Annotated in this window: 24 protein-coding genes; 3 read left to right on the forward strand and 21 right to left on the reverse strand. The window is 54.5% G+C overall.

Annotated elements, in window-relative coordinates; genetic code table 11:
- Positions 1–486: 486 nt before the first annotated feature.
- Positions 487–1365, reverse strand: a complete 879-nt coding sequence (locus tag ABID47_RS31955) for a nucleotidyltransferase-like protein (RefSeq protein ID WP_089549871.1) — start codon at positions 1363–1365, stop codon at positions 487–489.
- A 122-nt stretch (positions 1366–1487) separates the two neighbouring features.
- On the opposite strand from ABID47_RS31955, the gene ABID47_RS31960 reads away from it, so the two are divergent.
- Complete coding sequence (locus ABID47_RS31960; protein WP_354503122.1) at positions 1488–1880, forward strand: DUF2614 family zinc ribbon-containing protein; 393 nt, start codon at positions 1488–1490, stop codon at positions 1878–1880.
- Positions 1881–1962: 82 nt separating this feature from the next.
- On the opposite strand, the gene ABID47_RS31965 is transcribed toward ABID47_RS31960, so the two are convergent.
- The 13 genes from ABID47_RS31965 to uptA form a co-directional block, all read right to left on the reverse strand.
- Positions 1963–3675, reverse strand: a complete 1713-nt coding sequence (locus tag ABID47_RS31965) for a glycosyl hydrolase family 18 protein (protein WP_354503124.1) — start codon at positions 3673–3675, stop codon at positions 1963–1965.
- A gap of 123 nt (positions 3676–3798) precedes the next feature.
- Positions 3799–4224 (reverse strand): peroxide-responsive transcriptional repressor PerR, encoded by a 426-nt coding sequence (gene perR, locus ABID47_RS31970; protein ID WP_116234434.1) that lies wholly within the window; start codon positions 4222–4224, stop codon positions 3799–3801.
- 123 nt (positions 4225–4347) lie between these two features.
- On the reverse strand, positions 4348–5619 hold the full coding sequence (locus ABID47_RS31975; protein ID WP_354503126.1) for a DUF4097 family beta strand repeat-containing protein: 1272 nt from the start codon (positions 5617–5619) through the stop codon (positions 4348–4350).
- 61 nt (positions 5620–5680) lie between these two features.
- Positions 5681–6316 (reverse strand): hypothetical protein, encoded by a 636-nt coding sequence (locus ABID47_RS31980; RefSeq protein WP_354503129.1) that lies wholly within the window; start codon positions 6314–6316, stop codon positions 5681–5683.
- 148 nt (positions 6317–6464) lie between these two features.
- Positions 6465–7178, reverse strand: coding sequence for an MgtC/SapB family protein (locus ABID47_RS31985; protein WP_076176028.1), 714 nt, complete (start codon positions 7176–7178; stop codon positions 6465–6467).
- A 30-nt stretch (positions 7179–7208) separates the two neighbouring features.
- Complete coding sequence (locus tag ABID47_RS31990; protein ID WP_354503131.1) at positions 7209–7679, reverse strand: GNAT family N-acetyltransferase; 471 nt, start codon at positions 7677–7679, stop codon at positions 7209–7211.
- Positions 7680–7775: 96 nt separating this feature from the next.
- The gene (gene gatB, locus ABID47_RS31995; protein WP_076176032.1) at positions 7776–9215 is read right to left on the reverse strand and encodes an Asp-tRNA(Asn)/Glu-tRNA(Gln) amidotransferase subunit GatB; all 1440 of its coding nucleotides are present in this window, start codon (positions 9213–9215) and stop codon (positions 7776–7778) included.
- Between the two features lie 33 nt (positions 9216–9248).
- A complete protein-coding gene (gene gatA / locus ABID47_RS32000; protein WP_354503133.1) occupies positions 9249–10706 on the reverse strand; it encodes an Asp-tRNA(Asn)/Glu-tRNA(Gln) amidotransferase subunit GatA in 1458 nt (485 codons plus the stop codon).
- Between the two features lie 30 nt (positions 10707–10736).
- Complete coding sequence (gatC, locus tag ABID47_RS32005) at positions 10737–11024, reverse strand: Asp-tRNA(Asn)/Glu-tRNA(Gln) amidotransferase subunit GatC (RefSeq protein ID WP_076176038.1); 288 nt, start codon at positions 11022–11024, stop codon at positions 10737–10739.
- Between the two features lie 483 nt (positions 11025–11507).
- Positions 11508–11891: an ATPase gene (locus tag ABID47_RS32010; RefSeq protein ID WP_076176040.1), complete on the reverse strand. Its 384-nt coding sequence runs from the start codon at positions 11889–11891 to the stop codon at positions 11508–11510.
- A gap of 286 nt (positions 11892–12177) precedes the next feature.
- Positions 12178–12804 carry an MBL fold metallo-hydrolase gene (locus tag ABID47_RS32015; protein ID WP_145949833.1) on the reverse strand — a complete coding sequence of 209 codons (627 nt, stop codon included), beginning with the start codon at positions 12802–12804 and terminating at the stop codon, positions 12178–12180.
- Between the two features lie 9 nt (positions 12805–12813).
- Positions 12814–13380, reverse strand: a complete 567-nt coding sequence (locus ABID47_RS32020) for a thioredoxin family protein (RefSeq protein ID WP_251679192.1) — start codon at positions 13378–13380, stop codon at positions 12814–12816.
- Positions 13380–13994, reverse strand: a complete 615-nt coding sequence (uptA, locus tag ABID47_RS32025; protein WP_076176260.1) for an undecaprenyl phosphate transporter UptA — start codon at positions 13992–13994, stop codon at positions 13380–13382. Before uptA ends, ABID47_RS32020 begins: the two co-directional genes overlap by 1 nt.
- A gap of 148 nt (positions 13995–14142) precedes the next feature.
- On the opposite strand from uptA, the gene ABID47_RS32030 reads away from it, so the two are divergent.
- On the forward strand, positions 14143–14454 hold the full coding sequence (locus ABID47_RS32030; RefSeq protein WP_116234426.1) for a dehydrogenase: 312 nt from the start codon (positions 14143–14145) through the stop codon (positions 14452–14454).
- Between the two features lie 184 nt (positions 14455–14638).
- On the opposite strand, the gene ABID47_RS32035 is transcribed toward ABID47_RS32030, so the two are convergent.
- The 5 genes from ABID47_RS32035 to yyaC form a co-directional block, all read right to left on the reverse strand.
- A complete protein-coding gene (locus ABID47_RS32035; protein ID WP_354503136.1) occupies positions 14639–16735 on the reverse strand; it encodes an O-antigen ligase family protein in 2097 nt (698 codons plus the stop codon).
- A gap of 162 nt (positions 16736–16897) precedes the next feature.
- Positions 16898–18106, reverse strand: coding sequence for a class I SAM-dependent methyltransferase (locus tag ABID47_RS32040; RefSeq protein WP_354503138.1), 1209 nt, complete (start codon positions 18104–18106; stop codon positions 16898–16900).
- A gap of 39 nt (positions 18107–18145) precedes the next feature.
- Positions 18146–18799: a DUF6483 family protein gene (locus ABID47_RS32045; RefSeq protein ID WP_326105703.1), complete on the reverse strand. Its 654-nt coding sequence runs from the start codon at positions 18797–18799 to the stop codon at positions 18146–18148.
- 193 nt (positions 18800–18992) lie between these two features.
- A complete protein-coding gene (locus ABID47_RS32050) occupies positions 18993–19787 on the reverse strand; it encodes an alpha/beta fold hydrolase (protein ID WP_145029868.1) in 795 nt (264 codons plus the stop codon).
- 92 nt (positions 19788–19879) lie between these two features.
- Positions 19880–20458 carry a spore protease YyaC gene (gene yyaC, locus ABID47_RS32055; RefSeq protein WP_435530691.1) on the reverse strand — a complete coding sequence of 193 codons (579 nt, stop codon included), beginning with the start codon at positions 20456–20458 and terminating at the stop codon, positions 19880–19882.
- 173 nt (positions 20459–20631) lie between these two features.
- On the opposite strand from yyaC, the gene ABID47_RS32060 reads away from it, so the two are divergent.
- Positions 20632–20856 (forward strand): DUF1128 domain-containing protein, encoded by a 225-nt coding sequence (locus tag ABID47_RS32060; protein WP_076176065.1) that lies wholly within the window; start codon positions 20632–20634, stop codon positions 20854–20856.
- 98 nt (positions 20857–20954) lie between these two features.
- Here the strand turns inward: ABID47_RS32060 and ABID47_RS32065 are convergent, their stop codons facing one another.
- Complete coding sequence (locus ABID47_RS32065; protein ID WP_354503142.1) at positions 20955–21689, reverse strand: pirin family protein; 735 nt, start codon at positions 21687–21689, stop codon at positions 20955–20957.
- A 210-nt stretch (positions 21690–21899) separates the two neighbouring features.
- Complete coding sequence (locus tag ABID47_RS32070) at positions 21900–22907, reverse strand: asparaginase (RefSeq protein WP_354503144.1); 1008 nt, start codon at positions 22905–22907, stop codon at positions 21900–21902.
- Positions 22908–22942: the final 35 nt, after the last annotated feature.

Here is a 22942-nt window from a genome sequence, read left to right on the forward strand (position 1 = left end):
TCTGACGAGATTGATTTAATCTCAATCGCTCCGGTCATAAGACCATCGCGTTTATACTCACTCGTTGTTCAGTTTTCAAAGATCAAACTTCGTTTTGTTGTCATCGCCGTGTTTCAGCGGCGACTTTTATAATATATCATATTGCCCATCTTTTCGTCAAGCATTTTTTTAATTTCTTTTAAAATCTTGTCGAATTATCAGGTTTCAAGGAAACCGTCATTGAATGGGGCGAGATATAATTTAACACATAAACAATAATGGAGTCAACCACTTTTTAAAATCCGCATGTCTTTTCAAATTTCCCCAATCTTCCCCTAACTATACCCTTAGAGAAGTATTAAACCGATATACACAGTGAGCCTGCATTTCCCGAACGCTTCACAGCTACACGCGATTGTTCGCAGCACTTCTTTGCCTTTGGATAACAAAAAAAGAGGGATCATCCCCTCTCTTCCGGACCTTCATATATGCCCTTACTAAAAACAGTTACTCGGCGGAATAGCGAATCCCCTGATTCCCGTAAGTCGCCCCTTCGCTCCAGACCGCCGTTTCGCGTACCAACGACCGGTTGACCAGCGTCCGCAGTACCAGCGGCAGCTTGTTGCTGATCATATCGAGCTCGGGATGATGAGCCAGCTCTTCCACGCTCCAGGGCTTCGGCCGGCTTCTCAAAATGTTCAGCAGCAGCACCGTGCACTCGGCCATTTTGGACATGACTGAAAACTCACAGGCAAGCATGACCAGCTCGACACGCTGAGCGAGCGTTTCCGTACTCTGGGTTAGTTCTTCATACAGTTTATGAATGGCCGTGTTAAGTCCGCGCACCTGCTCCCATACAGCTTTCTCCGGGAGAACCTTCTGCTCGATCAGCTCGATCTTGGCCCAATGCTTCAACGAATTCAGCACACTGTGGTAAGCATCCGTGTAAAAGCCCTCCTGCATATAGCGTTTGGCTTCCACGTACATCCATAGAAAATGGGAAAATTCATACAGCATCTTCCGGTCCCTCAGCGGCTGCCTGAATTCAATGAAATCCTGGCGAAGCTGCGCCAGCCGGGCATACGGATCGTGAACGATCTCTCCCTCCATGAAACATTTCACCAGGTCCCCCTTCTCGCCGGCCACCAGCCAACGCCGAAGCGAGCCCAAACTGACATGCAGCACTTGGCAGCGCAGTTCCCCTGCCATCGTATGTTCTACGGTTAACGGTTTATCTTCTTGTTCGCGAACGATTAGTATAATAAGATCAAAGTCATGTAGCAGCGATCCATCAAATTTATGACCCTCTTGGCGAAAAATAATAGTTCCCATGGCATCGACATAAACCGACTCTCCATAAAAAAAGGACAAATTGGACAAATTCACGTCTCCCTCCATGCATTCCTTGGCGAAAATGAGCCAATTCAGTTATAATATACTTCTACATGTCCATGTCAGTTCCTTCTTTTTGTAAATACAACAAATTTGATGATAGGAGCTAAAGATTCATGATTTTCAATCAAGCGAAAATTAACGCTTTTCGTCTTTGGGGCCTGCTGCTGACGATGCTGGGTATGGGTCTGATGGTTCTGGGGACGGCCGGTATCGTATTTTGGGGACATGCCGGTAAGGTGTTCGCAGCCATCGGTCTTGTGATTGGCCTGATTTCCATGATGGGCAGCCTCGGAATATATTTCTGGGCCGGCATGCTGTCGACCAGCGCGCTGCAGCTCGAATGTCCGGAATGTCACAAATTGACCAAAATGCTCGGAAAAACCGACCGCTGCATGTTCTGCCGCACGATCCTGACGTTGGATCCCAACCAGGCGAATATGACTCCCGAAGAGCTGCAAGCCGCTCAGCAAGGCCAGGGAGCCCAAGCAACGCCGCATCATCATTAAATACAAAAAATCGGTACGACCTGATCACAGGCTGTACCGGTTTTTTATTACATAAAGTATAAGTGCTGATCCAATGAGGTAATTACTGCTGTATTCCTTTTAACACTTTCCAGGCATCCTCCGTCCCGAAGCTTCGCGTCCAAGCCGCAACGCCGCCCAATTTGAGCGACTTGGCCAAGTCCACTCTCGCTTGCAGGGACACTGCGTCCTCAATCCATATTTTTTTCAGGACTCCGTCTTCCTTATACTCCACATAATGCTGCTTCACGTCTTTCAGGTATTTCGGCTTCAGTTTCTTTTCGGCCAAAATATCTTTGACGGTCTTCATGCCGACCGCTTTGGAGGACACTTCGACCTTTCCGTTCTTGCTCGCTTCCGACCAGATCCGCGTATACAGCGGCACGGCCAGTATCAGCTTCTGCGGCGGCACGTCGTCCTCATCCAAGATCTTTCTCGCAGCCGCTTCCGCCCATGGCAGGGAAGAAACTGAGCCGGCTTCGGGACTTGATGCCCAATGCTCATCGTAAGCCATCAGCATAATAAAATCCGCGGCTTCGCTCAGTGCACTGCGGTCCAGAAATTTGGACCACAGCTCGCTGCTCGATTTCGGCGTGACGTCAACCGATAAGATCAGTCCTCTATCCTGCGCCAGCGGCTTCAATTCACGCACAAACTGCGTAATATTCGGGCCGTCCTTCGTTTTTACATTTTCAAAATCGATGTTGATCCCGTCCAAATGATACATCTGCGCCAGCTCCAGCAGCTGGCTGATCGTATTCAGCCGCGTTTCGTAGGTGGCCATCGCGCTCGTAGTTATGTCGGCATCGAAGCTGTTATTGATCAGCCCCCATACCTCCATCTTAAGGGCATGGGCTTTATTCACATAAGCCATATCCGCATTGCTGCGCACGTTGCCCTTGCCGTCGATAATGCTGAACCAGGTCGGGCTGACGACGTTGACACCGTCCAGTCCGTCCAATACGGCCGGATCGGGTTTGTTCTGATAGACTGCTTCCCACGCCAGGTTGACGGGTTTGCCTTTCCAGCTGCGCTCCGCCCGGGTTGGCGGGATAGGCGGAATTTCGATCGTCTTTTTGTCCCCAAGTGAGACTTCATCCTTGCGGACATACCCGCTGTAGCCGTTATCCATCTGGGCGAAATACCAAGATCCCTCCGAATCCCAAATCCGCAGAGGAGTACCGCCCTTCATGTCAGCCAGAATCGGCGAATGGATGGAATCCCCCTTTCGGAGCTTCACCTTATCGTCAGGCTGACCTTTGGCCGCCCCCATCTGTATGGTATCCCCGGCTTTCATCAAAATGACGGCACCCGTAGCGGCATCCTCATGGATGTTAACCCCGTACAGTTCCTTAAGCGGCTGAATCGGCATGTACGGCACGCCGTCCTTTTCCTCCGGAGCAAACCGGAGCTCAACCGGCTTGTTGTTCAGCTGCGCCTTTTTCTGTCCTGTCTGCAGCCGCATGACCCGCACTGGCGTCGTCAAAATGATGGACTGGGTCCCTGATTCATATCGAATCGTCGGATCGACCACCTTCTGCAGTACCGGCAGCGGAAGCATCAGCTGTTCACCGGCTCCTTCGGCTGGTTCTGCCTGAAGCTTCCCTTCCACGAAAATAGGCTTGTCCATGCCGCGCCAATCCGGTTTTTCATGCAAAGGGTTCGGTAGAATTTCGGTCACCGTCAGATAGGCCCCGGCTATGATCAGGCACAAGCCCAGGAATATCGTAAAGCGCCTCCCCGCTGAGGGGCGGCGTCTGCGTCTTCTTCTGCTCACTCGCTAATCCTCCGTCATTTTATTCAATTCACGCCTTCCGGTATGTTCCGGATGTTCAGAAAGGTTCTGCCTGAAAAACAAAAACGTGAAGAATCCTTTGCAGGAGTCCGCACGTTTCAAAAATCATTGTTCTTTGCAAGAACTGCATATCCCATAAAGCTCCATCCTCAAGTCCTTGACCTTGAATCCAGTGCTCTGTTCCGCTGTATGCTCTACATCCTTCAGAGAAGGATATATGAAATCTTCAATTTTGCCGCATTTCTCGCAGATCACGTGGAAGTGATCCGACACGTTGGCATCAAAGCGGCTCGAATTATCTCCATAGGTCAGCTCATGGACCATTCCCGCTTCCATAAACATCTTCAAATTGTTATATACGGTCGCGACGCTCATGCTCGGAAACTTGGGCTCGAGCGCGCGGTATATCTCATCCGCCGTCGGATGGTTCATGGACTCCATCAAATAGGCCAAAATCGCATGACGTTGGGGCGTAATCCGAACACCTGTTGCCTTCAGTTGTTCTAGTGCATGTTGGACTCGCGTAGACATGATTCCCACCGCCTTTAATGTTTTAACATAGTCGTTAATAACTTTATTGTACGTTTATCTTTTGAGCTTTGTCAACGGACCCCGCCCCACAGAAGCCGTTAAATCTTCCATGTTCATCCTTTTTTAATATTTATTCACATTCAGTTCGCTGTTGCCTTCGACATGGATCGTATAGTCACCGGTGCCGATCTCGCCGGTTATGCTCTTCTTGTCTACGACAAACTCGGGGAACATATTATGAATATCGCCATAGCTGATCGTTCCGTCAATGGCGTAGTTGCCATCCCCAGGCAGATCAAGGATAAGCTCCCCGACAGCGCTGTAGATGTCCCAGTTTCCGCCGACGGAGTTCGATCTTGCCGTAATATCGCCGTTGAGCGACTCTGCCGTCAAATCCGATTTGATGTCATCCACATAAATGTTGCCGTTCTTGGTGCTTACATTGATTTTACCCTGGGCCCGAATGACCGACAGATTCCCGACCTGGGATGTCAGCGCAACAGAATCGGAAACATCGATCGCCTCCATATTCCCCCGGTTGGTCGAGAGATCAACCGAGCCGGTAACGTTCGCAGCCTGAACGGCCCCGTTCAGCGTTTTTCCTTTAACCTGCCCAAGAATATGATTCAGCTTAAGTTCGCCATTTGCACTTTCCAGCGTAATTTGCTCAATGGCCTCTACATGATTCAAGGTAATACCGCCGTTCATCGTCCGGATGGAAAAATTAAAGCGGCGGTCTTCCGGCAGCGTAATAGTCAGGTTCATCCGCGGCTGTCTTTTGCCGGATTGCCCGTAAGCCTTGCCTTTGGTTTGGATCGTAACGGTGGTTCCGTCGCTGACGTCAACCGTGGATTCCTGCCCGATCACATCCGCTTCCGGCCCCGTAATCTGATCCACCCACATCTCGGTATCCACCCGAATGTCGTCCACAGGTCCCCGCTGCAGCAAAATATCGCCGTTAATATTGTCGACATTCACCGCTTGGGTCTCGAAGGCGACAGGAATCGAAATCGGGTCCTTATCAAACCGCTTACCCTTAGCCTCACTGTAGTCCACACCAGCCGCCGTCAAATTCAAACTGACCTTATTCCACAAGTGCAGGTAGTGGTCCTGTTCGGTGACGACAAAGACGGAAGCCGACAGCAGTACAGCCACCAGCACTCCGCGAATATCCAGCCGGAAACGCCCCCAGCCGGGTGTTCGCGATTTCCGCATAAACCAGTACAGTACAATATATTCGGCACCCCACAGGACGGCCAGCAGCGGCCACCATTTTAGCAGGAGCAGCATGTATTCGGTCCCTTGAACCGCATCCGTCAACAGCAGTGCACCGGTCACAACCAGCAGCAGCACAGCAGTAAAACGCCCCACCCGCAATTTGGGTTTTCGGTTCACGTTGTCGATCACCTCTTTCCACGCTGCAGCACAGCCATAAACCAGGCTATGGCGCAGCGGTTCATCTTCCGCGTCTTTGGTTTAAAAACAGGAGCGTCTCCCGAAGCCCGAAAAACAAACCAAGGACGATCAAAACGACCGCAGCCGCGGTTTGTCCGTACTGTTCAATAAACATGCCAAGCCATTTGGGCTTCTGATAAAAGGCGATCATCAGCAGCCCGCCGGCAACCAGATATACGCCGAAAGCGATGCTGCGTTCCAAGGCAAAGGGATGCGCCCGTTCCGTCTCCTCTTCATCCGGCAGCTCAAGCCCAGCCCTTCTCCGGTGATAAATCACATAATCCGCAGCTTGAAGCACATCATAAACGCTATAAAAATAAGCGACAGGAAATAAAAGCGCGAGCAAAATAAGCAATGGTACGTTGATCTGGATGCCGATGGAAGAAAAATAGAGCAGCGCCGACGCATCCAGCATCAGTGCGAATATAAGAGAAACCCCTTTACGGTACAATCCCAGATAAATATGGCCGAGTCCCGGACAAATCGCTGCAAGAAGCCCTGCGGTAAATTTGCGCTTGCGGGAATACAGCCGGCGCTTGCGGACTCCCCGCTCCGCCTTGGAATGAATGCGTAACCGACGTTTACCTTTCTGCGGTTCGTCCGCTGAATTTGTTGAGTGATGTCCGGCAGAATGCATGCTTGCAGCTCCTTTCTTTAAATGGTTTGGCCGAGTCCTTTTTCCTGATAGTACCCTATTCTGTCCCCTAATTAACAGGTCAATATCTGGATTATCCGGCCTGTCAAAGCAAAAACCCCCGGTCACCCGGGAGCTTTCGGCGTTTTCGTCAGTCTAGGGACACCAGTGTAATTCCTTCCAGCTTCCGGATTTGCGAAGCCAGCTGCAGCGGATCAAAGGAATGCTTGATCAGGACGTGCATCGAGATCTCAAGCGTGGTGGAGGGAGGCTCCAGCTCAAAGGGCGCGGCCGCACTCCGTTCATTGATAATCAATTTTTTCACGGCGATGCCTTCCGCCTGCACCAATTCCGAGATCGATTCAAGCAGCCCCGGAACCGAAACGGCGTGGAACGTGAACAAGTGGAGCTTGCTCCCTTTGATATAACGCTGCTCCAGCTTATTAAATACCACGAGCGTCAGTAATATAAGCAGCGTGGCAGCGACGGACGCGAAATAAAACCCGGCGCCGACAGACAAGCCGACAGCAGCGACGACCCATACGGAAGCAGCCGTTGTTAAACCGGTAATGGATTTACCGGTAAACAGAATCGTTCCGGCTCCCAGGAATCCGATCCCCGTAATGACGGCCGATGCCAAACGGGCAGGGTCGATCCGGATGTTCACCTCGTGAACGAATTCGGAGAAGCCGTAAATAGACAGCATAATAATTAACGCCGATCCCATGCACACTAAAATATGAGTTCGGAGTCCAGCCGCGTGGTTGGACCGCTCCCGCTCCAGACCGACCAATCCGCCGAGCAGCATAGACAGCAGCAAACGCAGCAAAATATGCACATTATCGATATACCATGGATCCTGCAAGGGTCAACCTCTCCCATTCTGCTGAGGTATTTATTGTGACGAATCGGACGCTCTGTGAAAGGTCGTCAGTTCCACGCCCGGAGCTACCTCATACCGGTCAAAAGGAACAAAGCCATACTTGGTGTACAGCGCCACGGCCGGCGTGTTTTTGGTTCCTGTGGACACGATGAATAAGGGAACATCCGGATGAAGATCCAGCACGTGCTGAATCAGGCTGCCGGCAATCCCCTTGCGGAAATGACCGGGATGAACCATCATCCGGCTGATCGTAATCGTATCCGGCGCTTCCTGCTCCGTTGCTACCGCTCCGATTAGTTCTCCGTCCTCATTTAAGCATCCGTAAAAATCCTCTTTACACTTGCGTATCGTTTCATGGGTATCCATCAGCGGCGGAATATCGCGGAAACCGATCCGCTCCGCCTCCAGCCGGTAAGCCATATGCTGCAGACGCCAGATCTGATCGACCATGTCCTCGTCATCCAGAAACAGTCTGTTTATCATATTCGGAACCACCTCGAGCGCATGCGCGAAAATGAAAATGAATGCTAAATCAAAGGGGCTTGTCACACGGACAAGCCCCTAGGGAAGCTCAAGCTTTTATTGGCTCAATATTTCGGCCAGCAGCTTGTTGACAAGCGCAGGGTTGGCTTTGCCCTTGCTCTCCTTCATGACCTGGCCGACCAGGAAGCCGATCGCTTTCTGCTTGCCCGCCTTGAAGTCCTCAACGGATTGCGGATTTGCCGCGACAACCTGCTCGACGATCGTTTTGATCGCACCTTCGTCGCTGATCTGCACAAGTCCTTTTTCCTCGACGATCTGCTGTGGCAGCTTGCCGGATTCGAGCATTTCCTTGAATACCGTTTTGGCGATTTTGCTGCTGATCGTGCCCTTCTCGATCAATCCGATCATTTCGCCGAGACCGCGGCCGGTAATTTTGAGGGCCGGCAGTTCCAGGCCGGTACTGTTCAAGTATCCGAGGAGGTCGCCCATAATCCAGTTGGAAACCGCTTTGGCATCCTTTGTATAGTTCAGGCTGTCCTCAAAAAAGTCCGCCAGCGGCTTCGAAGATGTAATGACGCCCGCATCATAGCTCGGGAGGCCGTATTCGGAAGTATAGCGCGCCTGCCGGGCATCCGGAAGCTCGGGAATCGTTGCGCGGATGCGCTCCTTCCAAGCTTCATCGATATGAAGTCTGACAAGGTCGGGATCCGGGAAATAGCGGTAGTCATGCGCTTCTTCTTTGCTGCGCATCGACAGCGTCTTGCCGGCGGCCTCGTCCCAGCGGCGTGTCTCCTGCACAACTTTGCCGCCGTCGTCCAAAATTTCCGCCTGGCGGTACTCTTCGTACTCCAGGCCCCGCTGAACGCCGCGGAAGGAGTTCATATTCTTCAGTTCGGCGCGGGTGCCGAATTCCTTTTGCCCCACAGGACGGATACTGATATTCGCGTCGCAGCGCATGGAGCCTTCCTCCATCTTCACGTCGGAAACTTCGCAGTACTGCATGATCGCGCGGAGCTTCTCCAGGTAGGCTCTCGCCTCTTCCGGCGACGAAATGTCAGGTTCGGACACGATTTCGACAAGCGGCGTTCCGACGCGGTTAAAGTCGACCAGTGACGCAAATCCTCCGTCGACGTGCGTCAGCTTGCCCGCATCTTCTTCCAGGTGCAGGCGGGTAATGCCGATCCGTTTGGTTCGGCCGTCGACTTCGATGTCGATCCAGCCGTTCTCGCCGATCGGCTGGTCGTACTGGGAAATCTGATAAGCCTTGGGCGAATCGGGATAGAAATAGTTTTTACGGTCGAATTTGCTCACATCGGCGATCGTACAGTTCAGCGCCATGGCTGCTTTCATCGCGTAGTCGACAGCCTGACGGTTCAGAACAGGCAGTACGCCGGGATGTCCGAGGCAGATCGGGCACGTATGCGTGTTGGGCGGCGCGCCGAATTCGGTGGAGCAGCCGCAGAAAATTTTCGACTTGGTATGCAGTTCGACATGGACTTCCAGTCCAATGACAGTTTCGTATTTGGTTGATGACATATTGTTCTTGCTCCCTCCTGGTCCCGCCTGAGATTACAGCTTCGGCTGCAGCTTATGATGTTCGGTGTTCTGCTCGTACGCGTGGGCGACGCGCAGCACCGTCGATTCGTCAAAGGCTTTGCCGATGATCTGCAGGCCGACCGGCAGCCCGTCCGCCAGTCCGCAAGGAACGCTGATCGCGGGGACGCCGGCGAGGCTGACCGGAATGGTCAAAATATCGTTCAGATACATCGTCAGCGGATCATCCACCTGGGACCCCAGCTTGAACGCGGTCGTCGGTGCGGTTGGCCCGATTATAATGTCGTAGTTCTCAAAGACGTTGTCGAAGTCCTGCTTAATAAGTGTACGGGCTTTTTGAGCCTTCAAGTAATAGGCGTCATAGTAACCCGAGCTCAGCGCGTAGGTGCCGAGCATAATCCGGCGCTTCACTTCCGGACCGAAGCCTTTGCTTCTCGATTCGTGGTACAAATCGATCAGACTGCCCGCATGGTCGGCACGGGTGCCGTAGCGGACGCCGTCGAAACGCGCGAGGTTGGAAGACGCCTCCGACGAGGCGAGAAGATAATACGTTGCCACCGCGTATTCGGTATGCGGCAGGGACACTTCCTCCCACACGGCTCCGAGATCTTCCAGCACCTTCAAGGCAGCCAGAATTTTCTCTTTCACGGCCGGGTCGACCCCTTCGCCCATATACTCCTTCGGCACCGCGATGCGCAGGCCGCGGACATCTCCGGTCAATGCGCTCAGATAGTCGGGAATATCGACATTTGCTGATGTCGAATCCATATGGTCATGACCGGCGATGGCCTGTAGGACGTAAGCGGAGTCCTCCACGTTCTTGGTCAGCGGGCCGATCTGGTCCAGCGAGGACGCGAAAGCCACGAGCCCGAAGCGGGAAACAAGGCCGTAAGTCGGCTTCAATCCGACTACGCCGCAGTAAGACGCAGGCTGGCGGATCGATCCTCCGGTGTCCGATCCGAGCGTAAAATAAGCTTCGCCAGCGGCCACCGCCGCGGCCGAGCCGCCGCTGGAGCCGCCAGGTACGCGGTCCAGGTCCCACGGATTGCGGACCGGCCGGAAGCTGGAATTTTCGTTCGAGCCGCCCATGGCGAACTCATCCATATTCAGCTTGCCCAGCGTAACGGCATCCGCCTCACGCAGCTTGCGTGTCACGGTTGCGTCATAGACCGGGTTAAAATTCGCCAGGAACTGGCTGCCACAAGTCGTGCGCAAGCCTTCCGTCACGATATTGTCCTTAATTCCGGCAGGCAGGCCGAAGAGCAGGCCGCGCGCCTGACCGGACGCCAGTTTGTCGTCGAGCCGGCGGGCTGTGTTCCGCGCCTCCTCCTCATTCAACGTCAAAAAAGCCCCGATACGTTCGTCCCGCTCGGCGATGACCTGAAATGACTGGTCAACAAGCTCCTGCACGGACAGCTCCTTGGCATGCAGCTTGTTATGTAATTCTTGCAATGTATGGTTAAACAGGCTCAAATGAATGCTCCTCCCTTCAATGATTAGCCGCTAATCCAAGACAGCCGGCACTTTAAATTGTCCGTCTTCCTCTTCAGGCGCGTTGGCCATAACTTTCTCGATCGGCAGACTGTCTTTCGCTTCATCCTCGCGCATCACATTGCTGAGATGCAGCACATGCGTCGTCGGCTCCACACCGTCGGTATCGAGTTCATTCAATTTCTCGGCATATTGTAAAATGGCGTTCAGCTGCTCGGTCAGCATCTGCTCTTCTTCGGGTGTGAAATTGAGCCGGGCCAGCTTGGCCACATGCTGAACGTCTTGATTGGTAATACTCATCAGCGGTTCCTCCTTGTTCCTTCTTATCTAAGCATCCCTGCGGCATTCCATCCGGATCCGTTCAGCGAAGCAGCTTGTCCTGAAGCAGCCCGGAATTCGCGGCTCCATAGCCGCAAAAACGCATGGATATGCCCTTGCAGACTGCTGGTGTTTAAAGGATTAAAGCCTCAGGATAACGTTTCTAATTATATTGTAGAACCGGGGAAGATTCAATGCACCCGTTCAAAATGAAACGCACCGATATGTTGCCTGCCGGCGCCTTATATCATTCCTTGGCCTAAGCCCCTGCCGATATACCTTTCACTTAAAGGTCCATCGTCGTACATTCGAAGAAGCCAAACCGCACTAAGCGGAAGATTTCTTGCGGGATAAGGATGTCGTATCTTCGAAGTTAGAAGCTGAAATGGATGATGAGGGCAACCTTCAGCTTAGATATATATATCTTACAAACGCAAAAAAGAGCCGGCTAATAAGCCGACTCCTCTAAATCCAGGCGCGGAGATTTACCTGTTTGATAAATTCCGCCTGGGAGAGCACTTCAGGCGCAGTCTCTTCTTCCTTCTCATCCTGCTCAAGCTCGCCGTTCATAATCTGATGAAACAGCTTCTCGTTATATGTCGCAAGGGCGTAATCGATCAGCGCTTCCCGCGTGGTCATCTCGACTTCATGCTGTATGAGCAACTCTTCTGGCTCAACATCACTCGATGGCACGAAAAAGTTACGATTAATCTTCGGTACCCGAATTACGTAATCAAAAGCATTATCCGGGTTCCGGTCATAGGCAATCAGATAACCGTATTCCCCAATAGGAAGGTTCTGCTCAAAGGCGTCCGCGACGATTACAATTTTCTCCCCTAATTGCAGCATCGTCTACCTCCTAGATGTATGTCTTTCATTTGTCTGTATAGTCTACTAGAAAAACATAGACATGTAAAGCTGAAGAAAAAATATATATGGAGAAAAATAAAGTGAGATGAACATGAAATCTCCCAAAAATAAAAGAACGCAAACCGGGATCGGGCCACAGCTTGCGTGCTTCGCGAAAGTAACAAGGTTCATCAAATTAATCACATTGTATCAATCTTGTAACCGGTTGTCCAGACAAATTTGCTCAGAAATTGTCGGAAATGCTGACTCCCTATCGAATCTCTCCTTAACGGACATAGGGATTGTTCGCCCGCTCATAACCAATCGAGGTTTTAGGGCCATGGCCGGGATACACCTTCACGTCGTCCGGGAACGTGAACAGCGTATTTTGGATGGAGTCAAGCAGGTCCCTTTCTCTTCCTCCGTACAAATCGGTTCGTCCAACACCAAGCTTGAACAGGACGTCGCCGGAAAAAAGATCGTTTCCGCAGAGGAAGCTGACGCTTCCGGGCGAATGTCCAGGCGTATGGTAGACGGTAAACGTGCGGCCGATCAGCTGCAGCTGCTGGCCTTCATCCAGGCTGTATTCCGCGGGATCGGTCGTCAGCGGCGGAGTTACCTGCGGCCAGTTCTGCGAACCGTTCATCTTCGGGTTCACCAGCCATTCGCTTTCCAGGTCATGAAGATATACCGGCGCCTTGGTCAGCTTGCGTACTTCATCGACGCCGCCCATATGGTCGAAATGGGCATGGGTCAGCAGAATGGCTTCGATCTCGAGACCCTCAATGTGCCGGATCAGCGGAGCGGGATTCATGCCGGGATCAATGATGACGGCGCGGCCGGGATCGTCGCCGGTCAGGACATAACAATTAGTTTCCAGCGGCCCGAGGCTAAAGGATCGGATGTTCAGCATGGCCTCAGATCAAAATCCGGAAATCAGTTCACGCAGCTCTTTGATGATCGAGGCGTGAAAGCCCGTTCCTTCCCCGTAAGCTTCGACGATCTGTTTGCGGGTAACCGCCAGGTTGTCCTGATAGTCGGCAGCTTCCCGGTCCGGATTGTTCTGTTTGAATTCGACCATGAACTTTTGAACGTGAGCCGGACGCGGCCCCCAGGTGCCCAAGACGTATCCGCCCGTATCCGCAAAAATGACCACAGGCACACTCCGGCCGCCCATCGTCAAATACTGGTCCATCAAATCAAAATTCTCTTCCAGAATAAACACCTCGACCGGAATTTCCGCCGCTTCCAGCGCCCGGAATACGACCGGAACGTTGCGAACAACGTCACCACACCAATCGGCAGCCAGGATCAGCACGCGGAGGTCGTCGCGAAACTTCAGGCTTTCAAAAAACTCCTTGTCGCCTTCATCGCTCCACGCAAACTGCTCGTAACCGTTCTTGAAAGCCTCCTGGTTTTTCTGCATGCCGCTCACGAACTGTTCGGGGGAAATCCCGCGATTCAAATAATCTGCCACATTTTTAGCCATTAGTGAACGCCTCTCTTCCTTCTGTTATTGATCCATTTAATCAGAAAATACACGATCAGCAGCGCCAGCGCAATGAGCAGAATCGGCGTTATGTATGGAGCCGCCTTCTCATCGATATTTTTCCACTGGTCTCCGAGCAGGTAACCAAGATATACAAACAATGCGGACCAAGGAATGACAGCCAGGGTGGTCAGCAGCGTAAACCGTCCGAGATTCATCCGGGAGATCCCTGCAGGGATGGAAATGGCATGCCTTGCCACCGGGATGAACCGGGCCGTAAAAATGACGCCTGTCCCGTATTTGTTGAACCATTCCTCCGCGTAATCGATATGTTTTTTATGAATGAAAATGTATTTCCCGTACTTCTCAAGCACCGGGCGTCCTCCGTAGCGGCCGATCCAATAGATGAACAGCTGCGCGATCACGCCGCCGACCGTTCCAAAAACAACCGCGCCGATATAGTTGATATGGCCCGACGACACCAGAAACCCTCCGTACGCCAGCACGATCTCGCTGGGAATAACCTCGATCATCAGACCCAGCATAATTCCGAAATAGCCCAGACTTTGAATCCAGTCAAATAACTGATTAATGATATCCGATATAAAATGCACGCTGGCCCCCACTTCCCCAATGTACTCTTCTACTTCAAAGCTATTCTAGCACAGGGATGGACATGACTTCTACTTGGTGCCCAATCTGCTCCCGCCGGTGTCTTCACGTAAAAAAGCAGCATATGGTGTGGATAAAGGAGTGAGTCAGATGCCCCAGATCCCGCAAAACAAAAAGGCCGCTCTGCCAACGGCACGCGGCATCCGCAGGAAATGCAGCAACGAGCTCTACCGGGCGATCAAGCGAATGAAGGTGCATATTCCGGCAGATCTGGTCAAACAGGGGGAAGCGATGTACTACCGCAAGGTGGTAGGCAACCTCCTATGGATTCATGAAAACCGGAGCAACCGCAAGGTGCAGTGCGACTGGTGGGACAAAGAAGTCTGTCCGGAGCTCGCCGAACTGTGGCAGCTGGATCCCGGCAGGCTCAGCAGCGCGTTCCGTGACGCTTACGGCGGGTAACGCTTGGTCCACCCATCTAACAGCCATTGGGCAACGCGCACCATCGGGGCAGCCGGGCTTCATTACGGCTGTCCCCCATTTCAGCGCCGCAAGGAATAACACCTACGCACACTAGGAGAAGGGAAAGCAGTGACCACAAACCAGGAAGCGGCCGAACCGTTTGCATCCGCCTCCCCGCATACTGTCATTCCACCGTCCATCGAGCCCTCACACCGGACAATGCCGCAAGCTGCCTGCCCCATTCCCTGGCCTCGAACGTTAGGGCAAACTCCCGGTCATTCCGAATGACCCGGAGCCGGGTGTCCTCCGCAGCGCGGGCATAATCGTGGTACAGCCCGAAGCCAAAGCGGGCGATGCGCCGGGCCTCCGTTTCATGCCCGGCGGTATACTCGGCCCGCGCGAGCTGCAGCAGGCACTCCAAGCTGCGCGTCCGCTCCCCTGCATTGTATTTATCCTGGCGAAGCGCAGCGCTAGTCCAGTAAATAGCCTCTCCCGCATCGCCCCGCCGGCCGGCATTGTCGGCCAGAGCCCACAGCAGCCCGGGATGATGCGGCGTATAGGCGAGGCTGCGGTGGAGGATGGCCTCGGCTGCAGGCGGCGGGACAAGCCCTGCCAAATCCAGGGCGGCCGAATAGTCCGCCGGATTCCACCGCAGCGATGAGGCAAGACGGGCCGCTGCCGCCTGGTTGTCGCGGCTTCTCAGCGCCTGCATATGCTCGGCGTGGCCCATATAGCCGCGGTACGCCAGGCAGGAGCTCCCTACAGCGATGACAATCCAGAGGGACAGCAGCGCGGGGACATGCCTGCGGATGCGCTCCGGCGGTGAAGCTAGAACGCCGCCGGTCTTCTTCCCCACGAGGGAAGGCTCCGCCGCGGCCTGGGCAGCAAGCAGGAAAAACAGCAGCCACACCATCCCGTAGCTCCAATCGATATCGACTGCGACGTGCAGAAGGAACGCGATGTAGGAAGGCAGCAGGCGGCGGCACCTCCTGAAGATCAGCAGTCCGGCGGCGGCCAGCATGGAGGTCAGCAGGACGAGTCCGATGAGCCCTGTATTCAGCAGCACATCCACGTACCCGCTGTGCATTTGGCTCCCGACATAGGGAGACGATTGAACTGCGCGGTAGGACAAGCGCCACGTATCGCCCCCTTGGCCCAGCCAGGGGGCCTCTTTCACCAGCGCCCAGGCGTCTTGGACCATCGCCTGGCGGGCGGACATCGTGCCGAACTTGTGCACGATGCGCTCCCGCACGGTGCCGAAGACCACGGCGGCACCGGCGGCCAGCAGCGCGCCGCCTGCCGCCGTGCCCAGGCGGCGGCGCCCCGCGCCTGCGGCTTCGCCGCGCAGGCGCAGGCGCCATCGGCCGGCGAGCATGCCGCCGGCCCACAGCCCGGCCAGCGTGAGCAGGCCGGGCCACGGCTCCGCCGCCAGCTTGGCCGCGGCCAGCTGGCGGTACAGCAGCGCCGCGCCGGCCAAGGGAGCGGCGGCGAACACGAGCGGCGCGGCCATGCGCCGCCGCTCCATCAGCAGGCCGGCGGCGCATGCCGCGCCGGCCGCCAGCCAGGCGCCGCGCGACTCGCTGAGGAGGAGCGCGGCGGCGTACGGCAGCAGCGGCAGGCTGCCGAGGAACACGCGGCCGGGCGGTGCGGCCGGCTGCCGCTGCAGCAGCGGGCCGAGCGCGAACAGCCGCTCGAGCAGAAACAGCCCCATCACGGCGCCGAACGTGTTGGGATACTGCAGCATGCCTGCCAGCCGCGCGCCGGTGGCGCTGACTTCGGGATCCGCCGTATAGGCGATCGCATAAGGCAGCGGGAACCATCCGTACACCGACAGCAGCGCGGTCATAGCAAGAAGACCTCCGGTCATGTGCCATACCGCCGCAAGCACAAGCCTTCCCCTTTTGTCCGAACCCTGCACCCAGGCCAACACTACGAACGACCCATACAGTGCCCAGCGCAGCGCCTGATTCCCGTCCCCGAGCACAGACACGGAACCAATCGCCCCGTGAACGGCATAGAGAAGCATCATCAGAAACGGGCTGCACAGCACCCAGCCCGCAAGCGGTGACGCTTCGGCCATTCGGTTGATCAGTCGCTGTTCGCCTGTCTGGCCCCGGTTAAACCGGTACAGCCCCCATCCGCCCGCCCCGGCGCAGAATAGGCCAAAGCCGAGCCAAACCGGATATAGATCCGTCGAAAAATACAAGCCGGAACGCCAGACCGCAGCCGCCATCACGGCAAACAGCGCAGCCCCCATCATCCACCGTGCACACTCTTTCATGCTCTACATTTCACGCTCCCGTTCACTCGTTCTGTTAGCCAGTATTTCCCCAAGCTAACTTGCCGAAACGGGCAGCCCAAAAGCCAAGCCTTCGTCCTGTGCACTGCGATCATGGAAGCTGCGCTCCATATCGTCTGTAATATTTATGCGCTTCTTGTTCGTTTACGATTGGCGGGTGCCATTCTCTTCCAGCTCCTGCCGGAGTGAGCCTTCGGGCAGCAAATCGGCACATGCCTTCTCCAGATAAGGAGAAGTGCTGAGCAAATCGCGGAACGCGGTATACTCTTGCCACAATTGATCCCGGTTGCCGCTGCTGCCTTTGACCGCGCGGATCAAAATGTTCTTGGGCGTATGCTCCAGATCGATGAATTCCAGAAGCTGCGTCTTATATCCCATCAAGTCTAGCAGTTTGGCCCGAATGGCATCGGTCGCGAGCGCCGAGAAGCGTTCTTTCAGGATGCCGTGCGACAGGAGCGGTGACAGGGCGTCGTTCTTCACCTGGGAGAACAACTCATGCTGGCAGCACGGAACCGACAAGATCACCTGGGCGTTCCAGCGGACCGCCTTCTCGAGCGCGGCATCGGTCGCCGTGTCGCAGGCATGCAGCGTGACGACCATATCGACCTGCTCCAATTCGTCATAATCCGCAATGTCACCGACCAGAAACCGCAAATTTTGATATTCGAGCTTTTCCGCCAGCATACTGCAGTGTTCGATGACATCCGCCTTCAGATCCAATCCGACAACATTCAGCACCCTTCGCTCCTGGACCGCCAAATAGTGATAGAGGGCGAAGGTCAGGTACGATTTGCCGCAGCCAAAATCCACGATGGTGATCGGGCGGCTGTCAGGAAGAGAGGGAAGGATGTCCTCGACCATTTCCAAGAAGCGGTTGATCTGTTTGAACTTATCGTATTTGCGGGCAAGCACCTTGCCCTGCTCGTTCATGATGCCGAGCTCGACCAGGAAGGGTACGGGTTCCCCTTCTTCCAGCACGTACTGCTTCTTGCGGTTATGCGCCAGATCCGCCGTCGTTTTGGTCGGGGACTTGGTCAGGATCGATACTTTATATTTTTTGCTGATCAGAATCTGGTAATCCGCCTCGGGCGTGCAGATCAGCGCCTGCCGGAAGGTCTGCTCGAACAGCTCTATGATCGTCTGCTCGGCCTCTGCGGCCGTCAGATTCTGATGCACCACTTTGTTGGGATGAACATAAGCCAGCTGATAATGCACTTTTTTCTTTAATTCCACGGGTTTGATCTGGACTTTGGTGAAAGAAATTCCCTCACGTTTGCGAAGCTGGCTTAACGTCGCAGTAATCAAAGTCGACTCCCCGATGATGTCGTGAATCAATTTGCGTAATGCTTCCAAGAGAGTACATCTCGCTTTCAACTTAAGATAAGGCTCGCTTCAGGCATTGATCCTGCGCCGCAGCGTCTCCATGCCTTCCAGCACTTCGCTGCGCGGGAGCCCTCCTTGATTCAGGGCTTCGTCTTCCCGTTCAAGCAGCCTTTCATAGAAGGAAACACCTTCTTCTTCCGTGATTTCCCGCTGATCGAGCAGCCGGAAGAGCACGTTCTCGGCTTCGTCGAACCGGCCTTCCTTCTCCTCGTAGGACAGCAGAATCTTCTCGGTCTTGACCGGAAGACGGTATCCCTTCACTTCGTCCTTCAGCTCCGCCACGCGGTCCTGCAGCTGCAGCATGGAGCGCTGGGCCCCGTTCAGGTCGGCGTATATATAGAGGTGGAGCGATTTCATGAAACGTCTGAGCGCCTCATCCGCCTCTCCCATGTCTTTGTACACGCCGCCTTCCTCCTGCAGGAGCCGGGCTACGGTCTGCAGCTTGTCAGCCTCCACGCCGCCGCTCAGGCGAAACATATCAATAATATCTTCTACGGATAAGGAATTTAACAGACGGGTATTGAGACGGAAGTTCTTGCTGAGCAGATCGTCGATTTCCCATAGGGCTTCGGCATATTTCTTCTGCTGTTTCAATCCGAACACTTTACCAACCATTTCGACCATATCTTCAACCATCTGTACGAGGTAATCTTTGCGGAACATGGATCGTCCTCCGTCCTTCCTTCAGATCAGCTTGTCAGCTTCCCTTTGATTGTAAGGCATTCGGGAGGTCAAAGCCAGTTCCTGCAGGACTCATCAGAAAAAGGGAGGGGCCAGACCGGAGCCGGCATAGGGTAGACCCGGGGAAAAGAAAAAGCCGGAAGCCTGGGTCCGGCTTCCGGTTGAGTCATACGGATTATGCGTTCTTCGTCTGCTGCATATATTGAAGGATTACCCGCGCCAGTTCCTTCGGGGCTTCCATCATACTCATGTGGCCCGCCCCTTGGATCACGGCTTGGGTCACGTTCGGCTTATCCACCGTGAACACCCTCTCCGGCGGCGCGACGCTGTCATATTCTCCGGCAACCAGAAGCAGCGGCAGCACCGTCGCCGACATGACGTCCCGCCGATCCGGGCGCTCCCGCATGGCGAGGGCGGCCCCCGCCGCTCCCTGCGGCGGTGTCAAATAACCGATTTCCTTGGCCCGTTGGATCAGCTCGGGATGAGTCTGGTCTGCATCGGGTGCAAACAGCCCGGGGATCAACCCGTCGATAAATGCGGTAACGCCTTCCGTTTGGATCGTGCTGACTGCCTTCAGGCGCTTCTCCTTGCCTTCCTCGGTATCCGGATAGCCCGTCGAATGGATGAGGCCGAATCCGTTCAGCCGCGATGCGTAACGCTGTGCGAAGGATAGCGTCACATACCCGCCCATCGAGTGGCCGAGCAGCGTCACCTTCGGCAGGTCGAGCTCGTCCAGCAGCTTCAGGACGTCATCCGCCATCTGCTCCAGCGAGTAGGCGCCGAGCGGGGCGTCCGAGTGCCCATGGCCGCGCAGATCGACCGCGATGCACCGGTGGCTGCCCGACAGCAGCGGAACCAAAAGATCCCAGTATTCGGAGCTTCCGCAGAAGCCGTGAAGCAGCACAATAGGCTCACCTTGGCCATGATCGGTGTAACAAAGGGTATGACCGTCACAAATCAATTTTTCCATGATGACATCCTTCTTTCTATATCAGCTTGAATTTCGCCGGTATGATCGTAATAGATTTGCAAAAATGAAGCATATATTAATTATGTATATTATTAAGCCAAAGGCCATAACTTGAAACGGGCCTCTGCCTCCGCCCCGCTGAGTCCGAATCCTTCCGCCGCGGCATACGCGATCTGGCCGGCCATCGACATGACCTGGTACAGCGAGGTCATCTGCAGCGTCGAATACGGCCGCGGCCCGTTGACATTGACGACGGCCGCCACGCTGTAATGCCCGACAGCCGGCAGCATACGGCCCACCGATCTGGCGGGGAGCAGCGGCTCGTCCGACAGCAAGTAGCTTCCGACCGAACCCGGATGTCCCAGACAGGCGTCCACCGCTACAACGGTATGGTCCGCCGGTATCTCTGCGATGGCCGATTCCAAATTGTGCGCGTCGCAAGGAGAGGACAGCGTGCCGATGACATTCGGGACACCGTATAGGACCAGTTCGCTTCCCGTCAGCGGGCCGAGGGCATCCCCCGTAGACCGGTCGGTGCCGATACACACAAAAGTGATTTTATCCAGCGGATGGCTTTCATGAATCTGCCTGAAAAACGCGGTCAGCCCCTGCGCGTTCATCTGCTTGCTGCGCTTGGTGCCGCGGATGTGGTGGGGATCTTGAAATGACATGCCTGGCCTCCTCCCTGCTTCGTTCATTCTTCATTCGATAGAATGATTTTACTGCAAAATGATCCGGTTGGAAAACGGGAGCTTCTGGATGGGACAAAAAAACAGAGTAACGGACGTGAAGACATGCTACAATAGAACACAAGCTTAGGCACAGGAAAGGATGGGCGCTTGACATGGATTTATCCCAAAAGACACCTGAAAATATAGAGTATATGATTGAAGGCATTAAAACGAAGCTGAGAATGGCCAGCGGCGCGGCCATGAATGCATCGGCGTTCTCCGTCGACCGGTACGAGGACATTCAGGACGTCTACGACCTGGTGATGTCCAAGGACAATTTGAGTATTTCCGAGGTGGAAGCGCTGGTCTCAGAGCTGGGACGTCTGCGTAAAGCGTAAGGCTCCCCTTTACATTTCGAAAGCCCCCTGATGTCCGGAACCGCTGTAATCAGTCGATTCCCGGAACATCCGGGGGCTTTTCCGTCAAGGGACAGCAATTAAGGTATATCCACCAGTACAAATTCAGACTCTCCTTCGCTGCTCGTTCCTTTAATATGAAGATCGCATGATTTTTTTACCCTGGCCGAGTCTCCGGGCTCCAGATGGAATGTCCCGTCGTCGCAGCCGATTTCCAAGTGGCCCGAAATCAGGAACAGAAACGTCCTGCGTTCCTCTTTCTGCGGGAACACCAATTCCTGCCCGGTCTCCAGGATCGGAAAACAGATGGACACGTCGGCATGAATCTGAAGCGCATCCGGGGACTTCGGCAATTCTTCCGCCGATCCGCTGACAAGCGGAACCAGCTTGTTGATCCTCTCCTCCCTCGGAAAATGGTGAGCTTTCCATGCGGGCCTGTGGCCCGGTGTGGACGGCAGGAACCACATTTGCAGAAAGCGGACCGGTTCTTCTTCCGACGGATTGGTCTCAGAGTGCATAACACCGGACCCTGCGCTCATGGCTTGAACGGTCCCTGCCGGCAGCTGAACCTGATTTCCCATGTCGTCATTATGTTCAAGCGTGCCGGAGATGACGTAGCTGACGATTTCCAAATCATGATGAGGATGTTTCTTAAAGCCTTGTTTCGGACTTAGCTGATTGTCGTTATGGGCCAATAAGCAGCCAAAATGCGCATTGCTCGGATCATCATAATCGGCAAACGAAAAGCTGAATTCGCTGTGGATCCATCCCCGCTCCGACGTATGGCGCTCCGCTGAAGTCACTACTTTAATCATTTCCATCCACCTCCATGAACTGCATATGTTATTGGAATATGTAATTCTTACCCCCAACTTCGAGGGGCTAATCAACCCACCCTCGTTCTAGCCGCCAAAGACGGCATAGGCACAAAAAAAGCCCCACACTGCGCGCAGCGGGGGCCAAGGATTTCCTCCAAGGGCATTCATTTACTTCTTTTATATCAATCCAGACAGGCACCTCCGCCTCTAGCGGGACCGCTCCAGCTTAAATACGGTTTCAGCGTGACCTACCTTCCGGCCGGCATCATTGTAGATGTCTTTGGTAAATTCGGATTGCAGGCCCTCCAAAAGACGGCGGTTATCATACCCGATCTGCTGGAGAATGGATTCGACCACCCAGCCCCATTCTTCTTCCGATCCGTCCAGTATTTTCAGGGCGATGCCGAGCCGCTCCTTTTTCAGACCGAAACAGTACACGCCTTTGAAGCCGCCTTTGGCGACAATGTTCGGGTCCTGCAAAATGAATGTGTCCACCCGGCGGGTTCCGCCGACCATGGCCGGATAATGGTTCATGGCCGCTGTGATCGTTCTCACGGCCGTCCGCGTCGGTTCGTCCGGAATGAGGTCCGGGCAGGCCAGCTTCACATAAGCGTTAGCCATGGCGGACAAAGGCAGCGCAAAAACCGGAAAGCCGCAGCCGTCCGTTCCCAGTCCAATCCGTTCCGCTTCCATGCCGCTCATCATTGCAATCACATCCAGAATTTCCCGCTGCGCAGGATGATCCGGTTCCGCATACGTCTCCTCCGGGTTATGCTGCATCCGGCTGTAGCCCAGCACCCCCAAATGCTTTCCGGAACAATTGTGGTACAGGCGCCGCTTGTGTCCTTGTTCGCGAATGGTGTGCTCCTTGCTGTCTTCACTTAGAGGATATGTCGGCGCACACACCATCTGCTCCTCGTCCACCCCGATTTTCCGCTGAATGCTCTCCAGCACTTCGATATGCCGGGGTTCTGCCAAATGGGAAGCGGCCATAATGGCGATTTCCTCTTCATTCAGCCCGTAATAATCCGCGATCCCCGCCCGGATCCCGGGAATGGCCTGCAGCGGCTTGGCCGCCGAACGCGTAAAGGTGACAAAATGGGGATCTCCCGCCGACGCGTACACCTCGCCTTGATCATTTACGATACATATATGTCCATAATGGGTACTTTCCACGATTCCGGCCCGATACTCTTTCACCAATAAAGCGTCCATACAGCCTCTCTCCTTTTCTTGTTGCCTACCTATGA

Source organism: Paenibacillus favisporus, assembly GCF_040545415.1.
Taxonomy (GTDB): Bacteria; Bacillota; Bacilli; order Paenibacillales; family Paenibacillaceae; genus Paenibacillus_AQ; species Paenibacillus_AQ favisporus.

Excerpts from the sequence above, each read along its gene's own strand:
- ABID47_RS31960 (WP_354503122.1), top strand. The coding sequence starts at position 1,488 with ATGATTTTCAATCAAGCGAAAATTAACGCTTTTCGTCTTTGGGGCCTG.
- perR (WP_116234434.1), bottom strand. The coding sequence starts at position 4,224 with ATGTCTACGCGAGTCCAACATGCACTAGAACAACTGAAGGCAACAGGT.
- ABID47_RS31980 (WP_354503129.1), bottom strand. The coding sequence starts at position 6,316 with ATGCATTCTGCCGGACATCACTCAACAAATTCAGCGGACGAACCGCAG.
- ABID47_RS31990 (WP_354503131.1), bottom strand. The coding sequence starts at position 7,679 with ATGATAAACAGACTGTTTCTGGATGACGAGGACATGGTCGATCAGATC.
- gatB (WP_076176032.1), bottom strand. The coding sequence starts at position 9,215 with ATGTCATCAACCAAATACGAAACTGTCATTGGACTGGAAGTCCATGTC.
- gatC (WP_076176038.1), bottom strand. The coding sequence starts at position 11,024 with ATGAGTATTACCAATCAAGACGTTCAGCATGTGGCCAAGCTGGCCCGG.
- ABID47_RS32010 (WP_076176040.1), bottom strand. The coding sequence starts at position 11,891 with ATGCTGCAATTAGGGGAGAAAATTGTAATCGTCGCGGACGCCTTTGAG.
- ABID47_RS32015 (WP_145949833.1), bottom strand. The coding sequence starts at position 12,804 with ATGCTGAACATCCGATCCTTTAGCCTCGGGCCGCTGGAAACTAATTGT.
- ABID47_RS32020 (WP_251679192.1), bottom strand. The coding sequence starts at position 13,380 with ATGGCTAAAAATGTGGCAGATTATTTGAATCGCGGGATTTCCCCCGAA.
- ABID47_RS32030 (WP_116234426.1), top strand. The coding sequence starts at position 14,143 with ATGCCCCAGATCCCGCAAAACAAAAAGGCCGCTCTGCCAACGGCACGC.
- ABID47_RS32035 (WP_354503136.1), bottom strand. The coding sequence starts at position 16,735 with ATGAAAGAGTGTGCACGGTGGATGATGGGGGCTGCGCTGTTTGCCGTG.
- ABID47_RS32045 (WP_326105703.1), bottom strand. The coding sequence starts at position 18,799 with ATGTTCCGCAAAGATTACCTCGTACAGATGGTTGAAGATATGGTCGAA.
- ABID47_RS32050 (WP_145029868.1), bottom strand. The coding sequence starts at position 19,787 with ATGGAAAAATTGATTTGTGACGGTCATACCCTTTGTTACACCGATCAT.
- yyaC (WP_435530691.1), bottom strand. The coding sequence starts at position 20,458 with ATGTCATTTCAAGATCCCCACCACATCCGCGGCACCAAGCGCAGCAAG.
- ABID47_RS32060 (WP_076176065.1), top strand. The coding sequence starts at position 20,632 with ATGGATTTATCCCAAAAGACACCTGAAAATATAGAGTATATGATTGAA.
- ABID47_RS32065 (WP_354503142.1), bottom strand. The coding sequence starts at position 21,689 with ATGATTAAAGTAGTGACTTCAGCGGAGCGCCATACGTCGGAGCGGGGA.
- ABID47_RS32070 (WP_354503144.1), bottom strand. The coding sequence starts at position 22,907 with ATGGACGCTTTATTGGTGAAAGAGTATCGGGCCGGAATCGTGGAAAGT.